This is a genomic window from Limnohabitans rimovensis (SeqCode) (genome assembly GCF_965234775.1).
In the GTDB taxonomy this organism is placed as follows: domain Bacteria; phylum Pseudomonadota; class Gammaproteobacteria; order Burkholderiales; family Burkholderiaceae_C; genus Limnohabitans; species Limnohabitans rimovensis.
Genome location: NZ_OZ248566.1, coordinates 391,249 through 409,530, shown reverse-complemented (window position 1 = coordinate 409,530; position 18,282 = coordinate 391,249). Strand labels below are relative to the sequence as shown.

Here is an 18,282-nt window from a genome sequence, read left to right as displayed (position 1 = left end):
GCGCCAAGCCTCAGCGCACGCCACCTGACACATTGACCATGCTACCGGTCACATAAGAGGAAGCGGGTGAAAGCAAAAACGCAATCACCTCCGCCACTTCGAGAGCGCTGCCTGCACGACCGACCGGCATCTTGGCACCGACCTTGTTGACCCTGTCTTCCATCCCTGCCGAAGCATGGATGTCGGTATCGATCAAGCCCGGACGCACGCCATTGACCCGCACGCCATAAGCGGCCAGTTCAGTGGCCAAACCCTGATTGAAGGTATCCATGGCACCTTTGGACGCGGCATAGTCCATGAAGGTAAAAGGCGAGCCCGTCAGAGCACCAATAGAAGACACATTCACAATCACGCCGCCGGTTCCGCCATGCCGGGTAGACATGCATTTCGCCGCTTCGCGGGCGCACAGCAAGGCACCGATCACATTGATGCGCATCACCTCGGTCATGATGGCCACGTCCATGTCTTCAATGCGCCGCTTGTGTGAACCCACAATGCCCGCATTGTTGACCAAGCCAGTGGGGGTACCAAAGAACCGTTTTGTTTCTTTAAACAAATGGATCACATCGGCTTCGTTCCCCACATCGCCCTTGACAGCGATGGCTCTGCCGCCCGAACGCTCCACATCGGCCACCACCTCCAGGGCTGCGGCCTCAGAGTTGCTGTAATTCACCACCACAGAAAAACCTTTGGCACCCAACAACCGCGCAGTGGCGGCACCAATGCCACGGCTGGCTCCGGTGATGATCACAATCTCTGACATGGTTCAATCCCTTTCTGTTCAGTCCACGCGAATATTGCCCGCTTTGATCACCGGCGACCATGTGCGCATTTCTTTTTGAATGAATTCAGAAAACTTGTCTGAACCCAGTGTCAATGGGAACAAGCCCAATGAAGGCTCTGACAACCGCGCTTGCATGTCGGGCGTATTCAGCACGGCCAAAATTTCCTTTTCCAATCGGCTGGTAATCGCTTTGGGGGTTTGGGCTGGGGCAGAAATACCCACCCAAGACACCGCTTGAACGCCAGGCGCAATCTCTTCCAAGGTCGGAATGTCTGGATACATGGGCACGCGTTTTTCACTGCTCACCGCCAGCACCCTGACCTTGCCGGCCTTGACCAATTCTGTGGCACTGGCGGTCAACACCATGTCCAGGCGCCCACCCAAGAGATCGGTGATGGCCGGTGCCGGTCCCTTGTAAGGAATGTGGGTCATTTGCAAAGACAGCGTTTGCTTGAGCAATTCAGCCACCAAAAAGCCAGAAGTGCCCACGCCGGCTGAAGCGTAATTGACCGTGCCAGGCTTGTTTCGCACGGTGGTGAGAAAGTCTTGAATCGATTTGGCCGGATGGTCTGCGCGCACGATGAGGTATTGGGGGTAGACACCTATCAGTGCAATGTGCTGAAAATCCTTGATCGGGTCGTAGGGAATCTTGGTATACATCAAGGGGCCGGGTGCAATCGATGAGTTGTAACTGGCCAGCAAGGTGTAGCCGTCAGCAGTGGCCTTGGCCACTGAATCGGCGCCCAAGGTAGAACCCGCACCGGGTCGATTTTCAATCAGCACAGTGGTTTTCAAGGCCACACTCAAGCGTTCGGCCACGATGCGCAAAGCCACCTCGCTCGCCGCGCCTGGGGCAAAAGGCTGAATCAATTTGATGGGTTGTGCGGGGTAATTTTGAGCACCCACCAGGCCTAGCCAAAGGGCCAGCCATCCACCCACACATAAAGATTTCAAGTTGCGCATATGACCCCATGGCTGGAAAAACAGTTAAATCAGTTTAACCGCAGTGCCGCAGACTCATGCGAGACAATCAAGCTTTGCCACTCCTCCAAGCATCGTCACATTCATGGAATCTTTTTGGGTATCGACAGGCGTGGTTGCCTTGGCCGAAATGGGCGACAAAACGCAGCTGCTGGCTTTTTTGCTGGCGGCTCGCTTCAAGCGCCCCGTGCCCATCATCGCGGGGATTTTTTTGGCCACCATCATCAACCACGGATTGGCCGGCGCGCTCGGCGCATGGATCACCACCTCGCTGAGCCCTCAAGTCATGCGCTGGGTGCTGGGCATCTCATTCTTGGCCATGGCGGCCTGGACCCTGATTCCGGACAAAATGGAAGACGATGACAGCATTGCCTCCCATCGGTTTGGGGTATTGGGCGCCACCTTCGTTACATTTTTCTTGGCAGAGATGGGCGACAAAACACAAGTGGCCACCGTGGCCATGGCGGCGCATTACATGGATGCCTGGAAGGTGGTTGCCGGCACCACCCTGGGCATGATGATCGCCGATGTGCCAGCGGTTTTTCTGGGCGACAAGCTGTCCAGCAAAATATCCTTGAAGTGGGTGCATGCGGCTGCCGCATTGGTTTTTGCAGCCCTGGGGGTTGCCACCCTTTTGGGTGCTGGTGAACGAATTGGGTTTTAACGCGATGGACCATTGACGATGAATGCCCTCGACATCACCTTGATCTATTTGCTTGCCGCTGTCACCAGTGTGGTGGTTTGCAGGTTGCTGCATTGGCCAGCCATGCTGGGTTATTTGTTGGCAGGCATCTTGTTGGGCCACGCCTTCAATGAAAATTTCACCGACGACAAGGGCGTGGTCTATTTGGCCGAGTTTGGTGTTGTTTTCCTGATGTTTGTGATTGGCCTGGAGTTCAATTTACCCAAGCTGATGGGGATGCGAAAACTGGTTTTTGGCTTTGGCATGGCCCAAGTCATGATCACCTTGCTCGGTGCTGTGGCTGGGCACACCTTGTTGTGGTGGTTGCTGCAATCCATGGGAATACCCTGGGACTTGAGCTGGCAAGGCGCACTGGCGCTGGGCGCAGCCTTTGCCATGTCGAGCACCGCCATCGTCGTCAAAATGATGGCCGACAGGGCCGAATTGGAAACACCCCATGGTCAACGCGTGATGGGCGTTTTGCTGTTCCAAGACTTGGCGGTGGTGCCTTTGCTGGTGTTGATTCCGGCACTGGGCAAAGTCAATGAAGGCAATTTGTGGAGCACCCTGTCCCTGGCCATGTTCAAGGCCACAGCTTTGGTGATGCTGTTGCTGTGGGGTGGTCAAAAGCTGATGCGCTGGTGGCTGAAAACCATTGATCAACGCAAAAGCGATGAACTGTTCATGCTCAATATTTTGCTCATGACCCTGGGCTTGTCTTGGCTCACCGAACATGCGGGCCTGTCACTGGCCATGGGTGCTTTCTTGGCCGGAATGTTGATTGCGGAGACCGATTACAAGCAACGCGTTGAAAATGACATTCGGCCCTTCCATGACGTGCTGCTGGGCTTGTTTTTCATCACCATTGGCATGAAGCTCGATTGGGCGGTGCTGTACCAACAATGGGCCTGGGTGCTGGTGCTGGCCCTGGTCCCCATTGCCGTCAAAGCGCTGTTGGTGGCCGTTTTGGCCCATGGTTTTGGTGCTCCCACGGGGGTGGCTGCGCGGACAGGTATTTATTTGGCGCAAGCCGGTGAATTTGGATTTGTGCTGCTGTCCCTGGGCTTGAGCAACGGGCTGATCGATCCGCTGTGGTCCAACCCGGTGCTGGCAGCGATGGTCTTGTCCATGGTGGCCACGCCATTTTTGATCCAGTACGCAGACCGCCTGGTGTACCGATTTGCCGCCGATGACTGGCTCTCACAATCCCTCAGCATCACCGCATTGGCCCAACACACCATCAACATCGATCACCATGTGATCGTTTGCGGTTTTGGCCGGACCGGCAAAAACCTGTGCAACTTACTCGAGTCAGAGCAGATTGGCTATCTTGCGTTGGAATTGCATCCAGATGTGGTGCACTCTGCCATGCTGGCCGGTCACCGAGTGGAGTACGGCGATGCCACTCAATTGGCCAGCTTGATGTCTGCGGGCTTGGCCCGTGCATCGGCCGTGGTGATCAGTTACGAGGACACCCCCTCTGCCCTCAAGGTGCTGGCCTTGGTTCAGGCCCATGCGCCTGAGGTGCCTGTGGTGGTGCGCACCCGCGACGACCATGACCTGAACGATTTCCGCGAAGCAGGTGCGCGGGATGTGGTTCCAGAAATTTTTGAAGCCAGTCTGAGTTTGGCCAGCCAAACTTTGCACCACATTGGTATTCCAGCGCGACGCGTTCGCCGCTTGGTTCAGTCACAACGGCAAACGCGCTACGCAGGTTTCAAGGATGACTCCAACGCGTCATCCCATTGAAGCGCCCTCTTCTATCGTTAGCGATTGTTTGAGGTGGTCAGTCCAGTGGGGCAGGCACAGCGACCTGCCATCTGTCAGCCCAAGTTTGCAACATCAGCATGATGCTGGGGTGCAGTGCCAAACCCTTTGACGTGGCCAACGCTTTGTGGCGCAAACCGCGCTCACCCGGCAAACGCACATCTTCACCGGGTTTGCTCGGTCTGGCCGAATGGCACAGCATGTTGACCTGATCCATTTGGCGCTGAAAAGCAGCGAGTCCACCAAACGCCTGGGGGTCCAGGATTTGCAAGAACACCGTCGCACCCCAGCCCTCTGGTGGATCGGCCCGACCGTGACCCGCCAAACCACCCGTCAAGGCCTCCACCGTCAAGCTCAATCCGTAGCCCTTGTGGCCTGAGTCCATGCCACCCAAAGGCAATATGGTGCCAACAGGTTTTTGAAACAGGACAGCAGGGTCACGGCTGCTATGGCCATGGCCGTCCATGACCCACGCCGCCGGCAATTGCCCTCCCTCTTTGTAAATGCGATTGGTCATGCCATTGGTGGTGGCGGACGTGGATACATCCACCAAAACAGGCGATTCAGAAGTTGGCCAGCCCGCAGACATGGGATTCGGCGTGAACACAGGGTCAAGTCCGCCAAAAGGCGCCACGCTGGCGGTGTTGGCATCTGATGAATGGAGCAGCATGACCATGCCTTGCTCAGTGGCCCAGGGGTGATAAGCGGCCAAGCAGGCAATGTGGTGGCTGCGCTTGATCACCACCGTACCAGTTCCATTGACTTTTGCCCTCGCCATGGCCACAGCCATCGCTTGGCGAACCAGCCAAGGGCCAGGCAATCGGCACCCATCCCAAAGCAATGCGCTGGGGTGGTCACTGATCACCAAAGGCTCACCTTTTGTTTGCATGGAGCCCGACTGAATTTCGTTCAAATACGGCGCCAACAAGGCCAGGCCATGGGTGGTGTGTCCCAGCAAATCCCCCTCCAACAACACCTCAGCGACACAATCGGCCCTCAGCTCGGGCAAGCCCGCCGCTTGCAACAAGGACTGAGCAAACTGTTTCAGTTGAATCGGGTCATAGGTCATGGGGGCCTCACATCGTTCGCCAATGGCTAGGTTCGAACCATTCCGCTGCCCGCGGCGGTCGCATCGCCTCTGCGGCGCTCTCAATCACAACAAGGCACCGCGTGCGCTGATGGGCCAGATGGACTCCACGCGCCCCTGGCGAACGCCAATCAATTCATCATAAAGATTAACGGTCGGATCGCAATGTCCCGGCACCAACCACAGCCTGTCGCCCAATGACAACTGGGCTTGGGGTGTCAACGCCAAAACACCATGCTCGTCCGAGGCCTTGATGTACGTCAAATCAGGCCTTTGCCAAAGTGCTGGCATGCCGCTGTCCACACTCGAGGCTTTGAGTCCCGCATCAACGATGGCCCTGCCTGACTTGGTTTGGCTCATCACCGTTGTCTGCACAAACAAAGCATGCTCGAACGCACAATCCCCTGCAGCCGATTGGTTGTCGCTGTAGTCGCGGTCCATGAAGATGTACGAACCTGCTTGTATTTCATTGAACACGCCTGAGTCGCGCTCGTGCCAAAACGTCCCAGTCCCTGCACCAGTGATGCGCTCACAAGCCACCCCTTTGGCGACGATGGCGTCTTTTGTCATGCGCGCCCATTCACTGGCTTGCGCTATAGCGGCTTTCCTTTGTTCAGGTTGACGCATGTGTTGCGCCGCACCTTGGTAACACTGCAATCCGGCAAAGCGCAAGGGTTTCGATCGATCAACTTGCATGGCCAAGGCCACAGCCTCATCACCTGGGGCCACCCCGCATCGGGCTGAGCCCACGTCAATCTCCACATAGACATCCAGGCTAACGCCAGCATCCTTGGCGGCCTGCTGCAACCAAAGCACCTGTTGGATATCGTCAACCAACACACCGATACGCGATTTGTGGGCCAAGTTGGCCAAATGACGGGCTGTGGCCATAGACGCAATTTGATTGGTCACCAACACATCTTGAATGCCCGCATTGACAAATACCGCCGCTTCACTGACTTTTTGACAACAAATACCCACCGCCCCCATCGCCACTTGCCGATGTGCAATCTCAGGGCATTTGTGACTTTTGGCATGTGCCCGCAAGCGCATACCGCTGCCCTTCAATGCCTCCACCATGCGCAGCAAGTTGCGCTCAAAGGCATCCAAATCCAACACCAAGGCTGGGGTTTCAATGTTCGCGACGGGATCACCCAGCGCAGCGGCAGACCATGGGCTCACCGCCCAAGCCCATTCAAGGCAGAAAGATCAATCATTTTTGGCTCCGGATCTGAATGGATCAGCTCAGTCGCAGGCAAATCATCCATATAGTCCGATAAATTTTAAGGCATCACCCCAGCCTATCGTATGGGCCTACTTGATCAAAGTCACCGGCACATGGGTGGCACTGAGCACCCTTTGAGCCACTGAACCGATCAGCAAGTCGGTAAAGGTCGACCGGCCCTTGGCACCCATCACAATCAAATCAAACTTGCCCGATTTAGCCACTTTGACAATTTCTCCGGCCACATGACCTGTTTTGATGATGACTTCATGGTCCAGGTTTGATTTGTCCAATTTGGATTTGGACACCTTCAACTCTTTGGCACTCAAATCATGCAGATAGTCTTCAATGGTCCCCTTGGGAAAATGTTTTCTGACATGCTTTAAACCAGTGTCATCATGCACAGACAGCAAGGAAATACTGGCGATATTGCCCATTAAATGAGCCATTTCAATGGCGTAATCTAAAGCACGCAAAGCACATACCGAACCATCTGTGGGGACAAGAATTTTCATGTTGAGACTCCTGGGTAAAAGCCTTCACCATAAGTCGCTTTGGCGCATTTAAATTTGCGTTGGCGCAAACAATCCTCAATTGAGCGGCAAGGGAAAACAGCCCAAGCCAGCTGTGGACTCAGGCAGTGGTGAGGACGAAGGCCATCAAAATACCCGTCATCACCAGCAATTGGCCCAAAATCACCCGCATGTAATAGGCCGCTGTGCCGGAATGCCATGCAACCCAAGACTTGGACACCATGTTGCTCAGCAATGCAGCCACGATGGGCCATTGGGCTTGTTCGACCGCGATCTGACCCGACTGAACCAGAGAGCCCATGGAGGCCACGATGGCATGTGCATCCGCCAAGCCAGCGATGGCTGAAGTGATCAAGATGCCTTCTTGTCCCAGCCAATGGTTCATGCCAGCAGACAACAGCATCACAACAACCACCAGGCCCACCAACGTCAAGGTGGACTTCCATTCAAACAGGTGGGCAGAAATCAAGGGCTCTTGGACTGGCAATGGGGGGCCTGCCCGGGACCACATCGCCGTGGCATAAACAATGGCGCACATGACGCCCGACAGCAATGGCCAACTGAAAACCATCACCTGCTGCGGCAAGATCAGGTTGATCAACAAAAAAAGCTGAATGATGGTGGATACGCTGGTCAAGACAGCGCCCATCACAGCGCCATGTATTTGCGTTGGCATGTCGCGCGAAAGTTTTCCCATCGCATACACCGTGGCCGTGCTGGAAACAAAACCACCGGCAAAACCAGTCAATGCCAAACCATGATGACCTCCCCAATGGCGACTGCTGATGTGCCCCAGGGCTCCGATGGCCATGATCAGCACCACAAAGCGCACCAACTGATGCGGATTGATGGCCTTCCAAGGGCCCATGTCCACATCCGGGGTCAATGGGTAGAGAATCAGGATCAAAGCGGTGAACAACACCAAATCCTTCCATTCACTGGCACTCAAAATGTTTTGCGCAAATTCGTGCATGCGTTTTTTAGCCGCCAACAAAACAGCCAAGCCCAACCCACTGAAAGCCGCCAAGGTGGGTTGGGTCACTGCCAAACCACCAATGAGACAAGTCATGAACAAGGCCAACTCCGTGGTCACGCCCGGGTTGAGGAGGCTGCTTCGCCAATAGCCAATGCCAATCAAAAGCACCAATTGAATCAACACAACAGGAAAGATGCCCGCCCCATCCAAGGTAACAGCCACTGCACCGGCCAATGCACTGATGGCGAAGGTTCGAATGCCTGCAATGTGGCTGGGCAGTGCTGCATTGCTGCGCTCTCGCTCGGCACCAATCAACAACCCAATGCCCAGGGCCAAACCCAGGTTTTCCAGGCTGGATATGGCGGGTATCAACTCATCCATCAGGCCCGAGGGCTTGCGCCATAACCGCATTCCCTGCGGTTGTAACACTCGAATCCTTTGAACAGGCCTTCATCCATACCGGTCATAAATTGCGTTGTTTCATCATGGCTTCGCGCATGCCATTCAATCGCGAATCAAAGTCAAAGTCGTCAGCTTGTTCGAACGCCACGTATGAATAAGTTCGATTGGAAGCGTGAGAATTTTTTGAATGGTGCTTGATGGGACAAAAATAGGCTTCAGTGGCACCGATGACTGCGCTGACGAAACCGATCAAGCCCACAGCGTAAGCACAATAGGTGCAGTGAAATTTCGAAATCCAATCCAGGTATTTCAACTCCTGGCGGTCAAACACAATAAAGTCTGATCGCCGGAAAGGCTTCACCTGGTAGATGGGGAAACACAAATATTGATACAGCGTTACAAATGCGTCCAACACCAACAAAGGCACGATGACGCTGTAAATCATCGGACCTGTGATCAGGTTGATGGGCCTGGATCTTTTGACCAAGGCCCACAAGCCCAATTGGTGATTGGTGGCCTGGGTCTTCATGTGGGGTTCCTTTCGCAGAGATCGGATGGCCACATGAAAAGAAGACTGCGGCCATCAATGCCCCATCGTAGGCGTGACAACCATTAACAGCTTGATATGCATCAAGCTTTGGCAAAAGCCAGGCTTCAACGCAGGGTTTTGATACCGGCCCTCAAAAACAAGCCAGGAGACACGGCACTCAACGTCCGTAGGCCCAAAGGGCCTTGTTCAGATTTTGAATGCGTCAAAGGTCTCTGGCGCAAACAACTCCTCCGGTTTGAGCAAGCGGCTGGATAAACCTTGTTGATGGTGATAGCGCAAGAAGGTTTCCAACACGTGTCGATTGCTCTGAAAACCGTAGGCCCACCAATCAGGGCCCAATTCCTTTTCAACTTGCTCCACATGGGCGGGTAACCAAGGCAACATGGTCTTCAAAGCCGCCACCTCGCGCAAAGACTGATAAGTGACTTTTTGCGACATGACAAAGGCCTTGAACAAAGACTGGGCCATCCAACGATTTTTTTCATACACATCTCTGCGAATCACGACGGTGTGCATGATGGGCAGAATTTTGGTTTTTCGGTAGTACTCCAACTCCACTTCCGGATAATTCTCAAAAAGTCTTTTGACTTTGTGGGGCTGGGTGTAAAAGCTCGACGGTGCGCGTGCCGTGTGCATGGCATCGATGTCGCCATTGGCAATCATCTCGGTCAAGGTCTGGGTGGGGCCGATGGGAGAAATTTTCACTTCTGGCGGCAATTGCAACTTGATCTTTTCATCGCGTCCAGCCGTTTCAGCCCCACCGGTCAAATATTGAACGCTGGTGTGGGGCACTTGGTAGTGCTCCTCCAAAATGCCTCGAATCCAAACCGGAGCGGTCATTTGATACTCAGGTGTTCCAATTTTTTTGCCGATCAAATCAGAAGGGCTTTGAATTCCGCTATCCACGTTCACGTAAATGGAGTTGTGCCGAAACATGCGTGACGGAAAAACCGGAATGGCAATGAAGTCTGGTTCAGATTTCATCAAAGAGACGCAGTATGAGGACAGCGACATTTCTGCGCATTCAAACTCCTTATTGCGCAACATGCGAAAGAAAGTTTCCTCCACGGGCAATGACAAATAATTGATGTCCAAGCCGTCTGCCACCACGGTGCCATTGGCCAAAGCCGATGTTCTGTCGTAGTCCCAGCATGCCAAGGTGACGCGCAATTTACCCATTGGGGTTCTCCAACTTTGATGATTAAATTTCACCACCGCGACAAGTGCGTGGTGATTGAGCCAACTCAGCAGTACCTAAGCCGACAATCATCAATCATAGTGTTACATCTGGGCTTCGCTTCCAAAAACAAACCACAGCATCATTTGGGCCTTGGGTTCGCTGTCGCTTGAGCAACACTTCCGGCAGAAACGAGTGAAATGCATATCTTTTTGATGCGTCAAAACGTGACTCTTTGAAACTTCAAGTACTTTTCTTTTCTCCATTTATTTCAGGCTTCAAAGGGACGATGCCGATTGATATTAACAGCCAGTTCTGAAAGAAAGGTACCCTGAAACAACGAAAATGAGCAGTACCCTTTCAAATTATTACCTCAAGAAATATGCTAAAAATGCGCTGCTTTACTTGGGGAAGAGAGACTAATTCAGAAAATACTCAGCAGCTTGCCTTGGCACATAAGATTTCGAAAACAATCGCATTCATCTCCAAATAGCTGTGTATCAAGCCCCTGCGATTTACCCCACGATAGCGCTCAAAATCAAGCAAGGTCAAAATTGAAGGGCCCATGCGCCGTGACGGACAAAGCCCGAAGGCAATTGGTCCGCGCCTTTGGCAACACCACGGACGACATGACAAAAAACCTGTGTATCGCCAACCATCTAGGACTGCACAACTGGCAAAGCTCCATTGGTGGGGACAGGCCGGATTCGCGTTAAGTCCAAACCTGGAACCGTCCCAGGATTGAATTGGCTTTCACATAGGTAAGGGTGGTTGGGGCCAACGCCAATGGTGGCCAACGGCAGAGATCAGGGTGCCCAGACCTTGGTCCACAACAACTCTCTTTGCTGCATCACATCACCATACATTCGCGCCGGCGGCCTGAGCATGATTTGCTGACCGACCCTTTCGACTTGCCGAATTTCGTGGCCACCGACACGGTGTGCATCAGAAGCAATGTCCACCAAGCAGTCAAGCACCTTTCCATCAAATTGGTAAACGCCACCATACGACATGTAATCACGTCTTTGGAGCACCGTGGCATCCCCGTTGCAAAGGGAAGCCAACATTCGATCATTGGAAAAAGCAATTTGTCCTATGGGATTAAGACCGTATGGAGGTGGCATTTGATTTCCGTTCGAATCCCATGCACGTGCCTCATCTAGGCGCCAAATACCTTGTAAATCATCCATTTTCTTTGTCTCCTTTTAACGATATTTTATGAAAGGCAGATTCAAGCACGAAGTGCAACTTTGAATAACTGATGGTTGGATGGCTGAGGATGTTTAGCATTCAAAGCTTCTTGACCTGGCAGTCGAAGTCGCTTATGACCTACAAACACCTCAACCAAGCTGAAAGATATCAGATTAACGCGCTCATGGGCTCTGTTGGGTGATGAGTCCAATGTTTCCCGTCGACATTTGACGTGAGACCGATGCATGCACAACTCCAAAAAACGAATAATCGCTTAATGTTTAGCCATGCCCAATTCACAGGCTTGAATGTGCAGGGCCAAATATTTTGAAAAGATGCGGCATTGGGCAAAGCTACCCGCGTGAAACCACAAACCTTGTTGCGGCGTTGGATTCCACATGTTGCACAGTTCTTGGGTCTGCTCATTGACGCCCCAAATCGGGCCGACCTTGTCGGCCAAAGGTTTTCCAAACAATTTTTCAACCATCGCCGACTGACCCAAATACCCTTTTGCTGTGACCACCAAATCTGCCTCTAACAAATCACCAGATTTCAGGCGCAACCCATTGGCCTCATAGCGTTCAATATCATGGGCTTGGATCAAGGAAATTCGCTTTTGACTGATCAGCTCAGAGCATCCGACATTGAAGTAATAGCCACCACCCCGTGTCAAATACATCATTTGCCAGTTGTTGCCGTCTTCACCTTTGTTCAGCCTGAAGCCGGCATTGCTCAAACCTTCCATGGTTTCTTTGTCCAACTCAAGGGCCAACTTCAAGTTGATGCGGTTGGAGGCACGGTACAAAGCCATTGGCGTGCCCACGGTGATCAAGTCGCACTCAGCCAAGTCAATGCCCTGTCCATAAAGCACATACGGCAGCTGCGCTGTGGGTTCGACGTTTTGAACCATGGTCGGGCTTCTTTGCACCATCGTCACATGCGCTCCGTGCTCACACAGGTCCTGTGATACATCGTGACCACTGGTGCCTGTGCCCAAGACGACGACCTTTTTGCCCACCCACTTCTGTGCCGACTTGTAGTCTGCGGAGTGCAAAACCTCACCTTTGAAGGCCTCCAATCCAGCCACAGGGCTTCGGTCGGGTATGGCACTGACCCCGGTGGCCATGATGATGTGACGGGGTTGCAGATGCCGTTCAACACCCTCACAGGTCAATTGGGCATTCCAATGCCCTGCCTTTTCATCAAATTGGGCGGTGACAAATTCGGTGTTGCACCAGACATTCAATTCCATGGCTTGGACATAATTTTCAAACCAAGCAGCCACCATGTCTTTGGGCAAAAATTCTGGCCACACATCTGGAAATGGGATGTAGGGCAAATGATTGACGGTTCGCTGGTTGTGCAACACCAGCGCTTGATATCGTTTGCGCCAGTTGTCTCCGACCCTGGGGTTGCGCTCAATCACCAAACAGTCGATGTCCAGCTGTCTCAGCCGGGCGGCTATGGACAAACCAGCCTGTCCCGCACCAATGACCAATACCGTGGGTTGCCGGTCCTCATAGCGGGCTTCTTTTTCACGCTTTTCCAGCCAGTTGGGGCCCAGAAAGCTGCGCCCGAAACCATCGCTCAATTTGGCTTTGCGCTTGAAGCGTTCTTCATGGCCTGCAATTTCAACCAATGCGGTCATCAAAGTCCAAGCTTTGGGTGCACTCGTCTCGGACGCCTGCGTCAGTCTGACCACCCCTTCACATGGCCCGATCTTGGTTTGAAAGTCAAAAAAGACTTCAATGGTGTCAACATCGGTTCGCTTGACCCACTGCGCAGGCAAGCGCTGCTGATTGACCTTGAAATCATGCGGGCCATGGTGTCGCGCAGCGCGGATCAAAGCTTGTGGCACGGCTGTTGAACCTGAGTGCGTGATGATCTCCCAGTTCAGGGCCAACACATCGCGCCAATGGCAATCCGAATTGAACAAACTGTCCATAGCGGCGACAGTTGGCTGCGAAAGGGCCAGTTCAAACTTTCGAAGCCAATCTTGCGCCATGGAGAGTGTTGACGATGGATCTGGTTTCATGCGGTTTTCCAAATTGACTTGATTGAACACAGTTATGGGGCTGGGCTGGATTGAACCATGACATACAACAGCCTGTAAAGATCGTGAATGACAGCATCTCCCAAGTGAAGGCTTTGCCAAGCACTGGACTGTTCCATGGCTTTCCAAGCATGTCGAACATCTCGCTCCTGGCCAGCTTCCATCAGGACCACCCAATCCGTGTGGCCATCTTGGTGACCTGTCACACGAACCTGATCCATGCGCTGGCGAATGTCAGGATCATTGCACAAGACAGAAACGCTTCCTATGCTGGAAAACGCGCCCAACAGAAGCAAAATATCCTGCGTCAAACACGCTTGAATATCAGATTGACGTGCTTTGGCACCGCGAATGCGGACCACCCCCAAGACACCACCCGTGCCGTTGCCCAGCACCGATAAAACCCGGCAAGTGGCGCGCACGGTTTGGCTGTACCAGGCGCGACGCTCACGATCACTGTCAGAGACTTGCTTGAGCAGCGCCACATACGAAGGCGCGAGCAAATCTTCTGCCAAGGGCGTTTCAAACAACACCATGTGGCTGGAAGATGCGTCTATGGCTTCATAGCACCGACCCGCAGAAAAAACCGTGCCCACCCTGCTGGGCATGTGGTCACTGAGATACCACTCCAGCCACATCTCTCTGACCTCTGGCGCTATGTCGAACCAATAAGCCAGTGCACCCTTTTCACTCATAGTAAAAACCCTTGATGGAAGTTGCCATCGCTCCCAAATTGGCGATGATCGGTTGTCCAGATACACCAACCACGAACGAGCGGTTTTTTGTAAAACAACTGTGTGCCATTTTGCGCTGATAGCCCAAGCGCTTTGGACAAATGGCGTCATGGATAACCATTAATCACCAGGCAGAAACCAATGCTCCAATCTGCCGTCCAAGCCATGCTGGAAAACTCCGCTTTAACATCGACGATCACGAATTGAAAAGGACTGCACATGATGACCCCTCATGAACAAACTCTGTCTGGTCAAAAAATATTGATCTCTGGTGCCTCTGCTGGGATTGGCAGAGAAACCGCTTTGCTTTTGGCCTCTCAAGGCATGAAGGTGCTGGCCTTGGGTAGAAATGAAGAGGCTTTGCAGTCTTTGCAAGACTTGGCGCCCAAGGGCAGCCTGCGCTGGTTTGCCGGGGACCTCAACGAGGCGTCATATTTGGATGCCCTCGAGCCTGAATTGACCGATGTGGATGTCTTTCTGAACAACGCGGGTGTGCTGCGTTATGCCCCCATCATGGATTTGAAATCCACAGATTTTTCGTGGATGTTTCAAACCAATGTGCTGGCTTCAATCGAAATAACGCAACGTGTGGCGCGCCACATGCTGACCCGTCGCAAGGGCCATTTGGTGTTCATGACGTCTATTGCAGCCAGAGAGGTCTACCGAACTGCCTCCGCTTACTGCGCCACCAAACACGCGCTGTCAGCCATGGCGCGTTCCTTTCGCATGGAGTTACAAGAATTCGGCATCAAGGTCAGTGAGATAGCGCCAGGGATGGTGGACACCGATATCCGCGCCAGCAGTGACCACCCGGTTGTGGTCGCAGCCATTCAAAATCGGAAGTTTTCTCCCTTGAGCCCAGCCGAGGTGGCGTCTGCCGTTTTGTATGCCCTTCAATCACCGCCCAATCTGTGTCCCGACCTGATCGAGTTGAGACCTCAAGGTTCCGTCTGATCACCAGCCCCCAAAGGAGTTCACCATGGCACGTCCATCTGCATCTAAAACCAAATCTGCTGCAACCAAACCTCTGAAATCAAAGACCGCGACCAGCAAAGCCCCACCGACACCCGAAAAAGCTGGCAAGGCGGTCAAGCCATCAGCCCCAAAAGCGGTCAAGAAACCGAGCAAAAGCGGGACGTCGAAAACCACACTCTCCGCCATCAAGCCCCTGAAAATACCCAAAACCACTCGCTGGACACCGCAAGAATTCATGGTTCAGCACCTGAAAAGCGGCAAGTTTAAAACCGGACTTCGCAGCTACGCTGCATACCGCGATTTGGGGGTGCACCAAGCCACAGACGGCGCAGTGCAGGCCCATGTGATTCGCCTCCTGGGCGCATGCGACCCCGAAGTGGTCTCCATCCGACACTTGCACGGCGTGCAGTTTCAATTTCTGTACATGCTCAAAGGCTGGATGATCGGCGAATACAACGGCCGCCGGGTCAAGATGGAAGAGGGATCATGCTGGATACAGCCCAACTCCATTCCGCATACCGTGCTGGACTACTCGGAAAATTGCGAAATGATTGAGCTGATTTTGCCCGGCACGTTTAAAACCGTTGAGCTTTGATTCTTAGACACCGATGGGTGTCAATGACCGTGGGCGATGGTTTCACCGCCATCGACCACCAGGGTCACACCGGTGATGAAGCTGGCTTCATCTGAATGCAAAAACAAAGCGGCATGGGCCACATCCCAACCCGTGCCCTGCTTGCCCTTGAGCGGAATGCGCCGGTCGCGATCGGCCACCACGTCTTCGCGCTTATGCCCTTTGGCCACCCTGTTTTCAATGGCCATGGGCGTGTTCATCAAACCGGGCAAGATGGCATTCACGCGAATACCATATTTCGCATTGCCAGCGGCCATGTTTTCCGTCATGGCATTGAGCGCCGCTTTCATGGTTTTATAACCCAACAGCGGATAGGCCTGAATGGAAGCCACCGAGGAAATGCTCACAATGGAACCATGGCCTTGCTCCCGCATGAATGGCAGTGCATGTTTGGCAGCAAACCAAGCGCTTTTCACATTCACGGCAAAGCTTGCGTCAAAAGAGGACTCGGTGAGAACATCAGCGGTTGCATCCCCCACTGACAAGCTGGCACCAATGTTGTTGTGCACGATGTCCAGGCGATGGTGTTCTCGGTGCACCGCTGCCAAAAGCGACTGAACTTCAGTTTCATGGGTTTGGTCCACTTGCATCGCTTGGGCCGACCCACCTGCCGCCTTGATCATGTCCACTGTTTCTTGTGCAGATGACAGGTCACGGTCGACGACCACCACATGCGCACCCTCACGGGCCAGCACGACGCTGGTGGCACGCCCATTGCCAACCGTCAAACCAGGCGTTTGTCCGCCGCCAAAAACCACCGCCAATTTGTTGGCCACACGATTGCCCATGATGTCTCCTGATGTTCGGTTAAATGGGTGCTGCCAGCAGTGTTTTGATCAAGCCGGTGTCTGCAATCACCCAAGCCCTTTTCAGGCGCAGCTCGTCTGAATGGCGGTGGCAAATGAAGTCGTAGCGGCCCACGCTGAAGGTCCGGGTCTCGCCTTCCAAATTGGTTTGGAACAAGCTGTAGCCCGCTTGGAAGTGCAAAGAATCAGGCTCGGCATGCAAAATGTGGGGCATGCCGATGATGTGGCGCGCCCAGTGGAAATTATGTTCGTTGACGTTGCGGTAAGACTGGATGCGATCGCTGAGCATGGCCCTGTTGTCACACCATATCAATGGTGCCGGCAAGCCCAGCTCTTCATTTTCACGCGAGTAAACCTTGTACTCAGCCTGCGGCTCAAACAACTCGACCCAATCCTCCAGCCGGTCTTGGTCCAGCAGCATGCCGTACTTGGACAAGAACGACATCGCCTCCCAGGTGAATTGGGCAGTCATCGGACGCCCCCCTCAGGCTCCACGCCCATCAACTCAGACCAGTAAGACCAAAAGCCACGGATGGGCGTTTCGGTGACCCTGTGCTCCAGGTTTTGGATGGGGCCCAAGCCGCCCATCTCAACCAAGCTGTGGCTGGCGGTTTCACGGCGTGTGGCTTTCTGCACGATTTCAATCGCCTCTCCGTCCTCCATGCTGACCAAGCCTGCGGGCCCGACTAGGTTGGCGCTGATCAATCGGTGGCGCGTCATTTCTTCCGTGTCATCTTCATAACCAAACAAGGTCTGGAAAATTTCATGCGCGTTCACGCCTTTGGGCCTGATTTGACGGCTGCTCAAACTGTTGTTGATTTGAATGATGATGGCATTCGGGAAAAACGTCGGAGTGGCCAGGTTCAAACCGTCCGCAAATTCGCTTTGATAGGCCAATATTTTTTGATCGGATAAACGCATCCGGTCCAGCTCAACGCCACTGATACCCGCATATGCCTGTTGCGCTTGGCTTTGGGTGTCTGAATTGCTGAAAGCGTAGTTCATGTTGTGGCGATGCCGATCATCCATGCGCACCCCACCCTTTTGGGTGGCACGGTCCACGCCATAAGTGACAAAAAACTCATGCAACAAGCTGGCGTGATAGGTGTCGCGCAAGTTTTCGGCGTAGAGCTTCCAATTGCCCTCAATCAACTGGCGCGTATAGCCCAAAATTTTGATGGGCTTGTGCATGAAACGCTTGATCATGCCCGTGCCAAACTCTCCCAAATAAGACTCAATGGGCTCTGCTGCTTCAGAAAAGGTGCCGAACAAAACCCCATGGTAATTGGCCAAGCGCAATGCCCTGGGATGATGGGCTTTCATGTCAAAGTCCGCGGGCATGCCGCCTTGTCCTTGCAAGCCACGGCGAAATGGCACGCCAATCAGCTCGCCTTTCTTGGAATAGCACCAGCGGTGGTAGATGCAGACATGATCCGTTTTGCAGTGACCGGACACCTCGCGCACAATTTGCGCACCCCTGTGACTGCAGCGGTTGACAAATGCGTGCAATTGCCCATCATCACTGCGAGACACCACCACAGGCGTGTCCCCCACCCAGGTCGTTCGGAAATCGCCAGGATTGGGCACCTCGGCTTCAAATGCCAGATAGCTCCAGCAGTCACCGCGAAATACGCGCTCCATTTCCAGTTGGTACAACTCAGGGTCGTGGTAAACCGAAAAGGGCACTTGTGAGTAGTCTTTGCGGGGCCAATCAATGTGCATGGC

18 protein-coding genes are annotated in these 18,282 nt (G+C 53.5%); 4 read left to right on the top strand and 14 right to left on the bottom strand.

Going from position 1 to position 18,282, the window contains the following annotated elements; all coding sequences use genetic code 11:
• Positions 1–10 precede the first annotated feature (10 nt).
• Both AC8GFZ_RS10815 and AC8GFZ_RS10810 read right to left on the bottom strand, forming a co-directional pair.
• Entirely contained in the window at positions 11–763 is a 753-nt protein-coding gene (locus AC8GFZ_RS10815; RefSeq protein WP_506644890.1) for an SDR family oxidoreductase, read from the bottom strand.
• Between the two features lie 18 nt (positions 764–781).
• Positions 782–1,747 carry a Bug family tripartite tricarboxylate transporter substrate binding protein gene (locus AC8GFZ_RS10810; protein ID WP_506644889.1) on the bottom strand — a complete coding sequence of 322 codons (966 nt, stop codon included), beginning with the start codon at positions 1,745–1,747 and terminating at the stop codon, positions 782–784.
• A gap of 103 nt (positions 1,748–1,850) precedes the next feature.
• Between AC8GFZ_RS10810 and AC8GFZ_RS10805 the strand changes: the two genes are divergently transcribed.
• Positions 1,851–2,429, top strand: coding sequence for a TMEM165/GDT1 family protein (locus AC8GFZ_RS10805; RefSeq protein ID WP_506644888.1), 579 nt, complete (start codon positions 1,851–1,853; stop codon positions 2,427–2,429).
• Positions 2,430–2,447: 18 nt separating this feature from the next.
• Positions 2,448–4,196 (top strand): cation:proton antiporter domain-containing protein, encoded by a 1,749-nt coding sequence (locus AC8GFZ_RS10800; RefSeq protein ID WP_506644887.1) that lies wholly within the window; start codon positions 2,448–2,450, stop codon positions 4,194–4,196.
• A 37-nt stretch (positions 4,197–4,233) separates the two neighbouring features.
• Here AC8GFZ_RS10800 and AC8GFZ_RS10795 read toward each other — a convergent pair whose 3' ends face one another.
• The 9 genes from AC8GFZ_RS10795 to AC8GFZ_RS10755 all read right to left on the bottom strand — a co-directional run bounded on the left by AC8GFZ_RS10795 (position 4,234) and on the right by AC8GFZ_RS10755 (position 14,103).
• A complete protein-coding gene (locus AC8GFZ_RS10795) occupies positions 4,234–5,283 on the bottom strand; it encodes an Ldh family oxidoreductase (RefSeq protein ID WP_506644886.1) in 1,050 nt (349 codons plus the stop codon).
• Positions 5,284–5,367: 84 nt separating this feature from the next.
• On the bottom strand, positions 5,368–6,483 hold the full coding sequence (locus AC8GFZ_RS10790; protein ID WP_506644885.1) for a DSD1 family PLP-dependent enzyme: 1,116 nt from the start codon (positions 6,481–6,483) through the stop codon (positions 5,368–5,370).
• A 132-nt stretch (positions 6,484–6,615) separates the two neighbouring features.
• Positions 6,616–7,041, bottom strand: a complete 426-nt coding sequence (locus AC8GFZ_RS10785; protein WP_506644884.1) for a universal stress protein — start codon at positions 7,039–7,041, stop codon at positions 6,616–6,618.
• 118 nt (positions 7,042–7,159) lie between these two features.
• A complete protein-coding gene (locus AC8GFZ_RS10780) occupies positions 7,160–8,416 on the bottom strand; it encodes an MgtC/SapB family protein (RefSeq protein ID WP_506644883.1) in 1,257 nt (418 codons plus the stop codon).
• A gap of 82 nt (positions 8,417–8,498) precedes the next feature.
• A complete protein-coding gene (locus AC8GFZ_RS10775; RefSeq protein WP_506644882.1) occupies positions 8,499–8,966 on the bottom strand; it encodes a hypothetical protein in 468 nt (155 codons plus the stop codon).
• Between the two features lie 207 nt (positions 8,967–9,173).
• A complete protein-coding gene (locus tag AC8GFZ_RS10770) occupies positions 9,174–10,166 on the bottom strand; it encodes a substrate-binding domain-containing protein (protein WP_506644881.1) in 993 nt (330 codons plus the stop codon).
• Between the two features lie 804 nt (positions 10,167–10,970).
• On the bottom strand, positions 10,971–11,354 hold the full coding sequence (locus tag AC8GFZ_RS10765) for a lipocalin-like domain-containing protein (RefSeq protein ID WP_506644880.1): 384 nt from the start codon (positions 11,352–11,354) through the stop codon (positions 10,971–10,973).
• Positions 11,355–11,629: 275 nt separating this feature from the next.
• Positions 11,630–13,390, bottom strand: a complete 1,761-nt coding sequence (locus tag AC8GFZ_RS10760; protein ID WP_506644879.1) for a flavin-containing monooxygenase — start codon at positions 13,388–13,390, stop codon at positions 11,630–11,632.
• Between the two features lie 32 nt (positions 13,391–13,422).
• Positions 13,423–14,103: a hypothetical protein gene (locus AC8GFZ_RS10755; RefSeq protein ID WP_506644878.1), complete on the bottom strand. Its 681-nt coding sequence runs from the start codon at positions 14,101–14,103 to the stop codon at positions 13,423–13,425.
• 258 nt (positions 14,104–14,361) lie between these two features.
• On the opposite strand from AC8GFZ_RS10755, the gene AC8GFZ_RS10750 reads away from it, so the two are divergent.
• Together AC8GFZ_RS10750 and AC8GFZ_RS10745 are read left to right on the top strand one after the other, a co-directional pair.
• Positions 14,362–15,096 carry an SDR family oxidoreductase gene (locus AC8GFZ_RS10750; protein ID WP_506644877.1) on the top strand — a complete coding sequence of 245 codons (735 nt, stop codon included), beginning with the start codon at positions 14,362–14,364 and terminating at the stop codon, positions 15,094–15,096.
• Between the two features lie 25 nt (positions 15,097–15,121).
• Entirely contained in the window at positions 15,122–15,712 is a 591-nt protein-coding gene (locus AC8GFZ_RS10745) for a cupin domain-containing protein (protein WP_506644876.1), read from the top strand.
• A 20-nt stretch (positions 15,713–15,732) separates the two neighbouring features.
• Here the strand turns inward: AC8GFZ_RS10745 and AC8GFZ_RS10740 are convergent, their stop codons facing one another.
• Genes AC8GFZ_RS10740 through AC8GFZ_RS10730 form a run of 3 tightly spaced genes read right to left on the bottom strand, consistent with a single transcriptional unit; the run spans position 15,733 to position 18,279 of the window.
• The gene (locus AC8GFZ_RS10740) at positions 15,733–16,539 is read right to left on the bottom strand and encodes an SDR family NAD(P)-dependent oxidoreductase (protein ID WP_506644875.1); all 807 of its coding nucleotides are present in this window, start codon (positions 16,537–16,539) and stop codon (positions 15,733–15,735) included.
• A gap of 19 nt (positions 16,540–16,558) precedes the next feature.
• On the bottom strand, positions 16,559–17,029 hold the full coding sequence (locus tag AC8GFZ_RS10735; protein WP_506644874.1) for an aromatic-ring-hydroxylating dioxygenase subunit beta: 471 nt from the start codon (positions 17,027–17,029) through the stop codon (positions 16,559–16,561).
• Entirely contained in the window at positions 17,026–18,279 is a 1,254-nt protein-coding gene (locus AC8GFZ_RS10730) for an aromatic ring-hydroxylating oxygenase subunit alpha (RefSeq protein WP_506644873.1), read from the bottom strand. The genes AC8GFZ_RS10735 and AC8GFZ_RS10730 overlap by 4 nt, the downstream gene beginning before the upstream one ends.
• Between the last annotated feature and the right edge of the window lie 3 nt (positions 18,280–18,282).

Bases quoted from the DNA above. Each gene is read 5' to 3' on its own strand.
- AC8GFZ_RS10730 (WP_506644873.1), bottom strand. From the start codon at position 18,279: ATGCACATTGATTGGCCCCGCAAAGACTACTCACAAGTGCCCTTTTCG.
- AC8GFZ_RS10785 (WP_506644884.1), bottom strand. From the start codon at position 7,041: ATGAAAATTCTTGTCCCCACAGATGGTTCGGTATGTGCTTTGCGTGCT.
- AC8GFZ_RS10760 (WP_506644879.1), bottom strand. From the start codon at position 13,390: ATGAAACCAGATCCATCGTCAACACTCTCCATGGCGCAAGATTGGCTT.
- AC8GFZ_RS10745 (WP_506644876.1), top strand. From the start codon at position 15,122: ATGGCACGTCCATCTGCATCTAAAACCAAATCTGCTGCAACCAAACCT.
- AC8GFZ_RS10775 (WP_506644882.1), bottom strand. From the start codon at position 8,966: ATGAAGACCCAGGCCACCAATCACCAATTGGGCTTGTGGGCCTTGGTC.
- AC8GFZ_RS10795 (WP_506644886.1), bottom strand. From the start codon at position 5,283: ATGACCTATGACCCGATTCAACTGAAACAGTTTGCTCAGTCCTTGTTG.
- AC8GFZ_RS10750 (WP_506644877.1), top strand. From the start codon at position 14,362: ATGATGACCCCTCATGAACAAACTCTGTCTGGTCAAAAAATATTGATC.
- AC8GFZ_RS10770 (WP_506644881.1), bottom strand. From the start codon at position 10,166: ATGGGTAAATTGCGCGTCACCTTGGCATGCTGGGACTACGACAGAACA.
- AC8GFZ_RS10740 (WP_506644875.1), bottom strand. From the start codon at position 16,539: ATGGGCAATCGTGTGGCCAACAAATTGGCGGTGGTTTTTGGCGGCGGA.
- AC8GFZ_RS10765 (WP_506644880.1), bottom strand. From the start codon at position 11,354: ATGGATGATTTACAAGGTATTTGGCGCCTAGATGAGGCACGTGCATGG.
- AC8GFZ_RS10810 (WP_506644889.1), bottom strand. From the start codon at position 1,747: ATGCGCAACTTGAAATCTTTATGTGTGGGTGGATGGCTGGCCCTTTGG.
- AC8GFZ_RS10805 (WP_506644888.1), top strand. From the start codon at position 1,851: ATGGAATCTTTTTGGGTATCGACAGGCGTGGTTGCCTTGGCCGAAATG.
- AC8GFZ_RS10815 (WP_506644890.1), bottom strand. From the start codon at position 763: ATGTCAGAGATTGTGATCATCACCGGAGCCAGCCGTGGCATTGGTGCC.
- AC8GFZ_RS10780 (WP_506644883.1), bottom strand. From the start codon at position 8,416: ATGGATGAGTTGATACCCGCCATATCCAGCCTGGAAAACCTGGGTTTG.
- AC8GFZ_RS10735 (WP_506644874.1), bottom strand. From the start codon at position 17,029: ATGACTGCCCAATTCACCTGGGAGGCGATGTCGTTCTTGTCCAAGTAC.
- AC8GFZ_RS10800 (WP_506644887.1), top strand. From the start codon at position 2,448: ATGAATGCCCTCGACATCACCTTGATCTATTTGCTTGCCGCTGTCACC.
- AC8GFZ_RS10755 (WP_506644878.1), bottom strand. From the start codon at position 14,103: ATGAGTGAAAAGGGTGCACTGGCTTATTGGTTCGACATAGCGCCAGAG.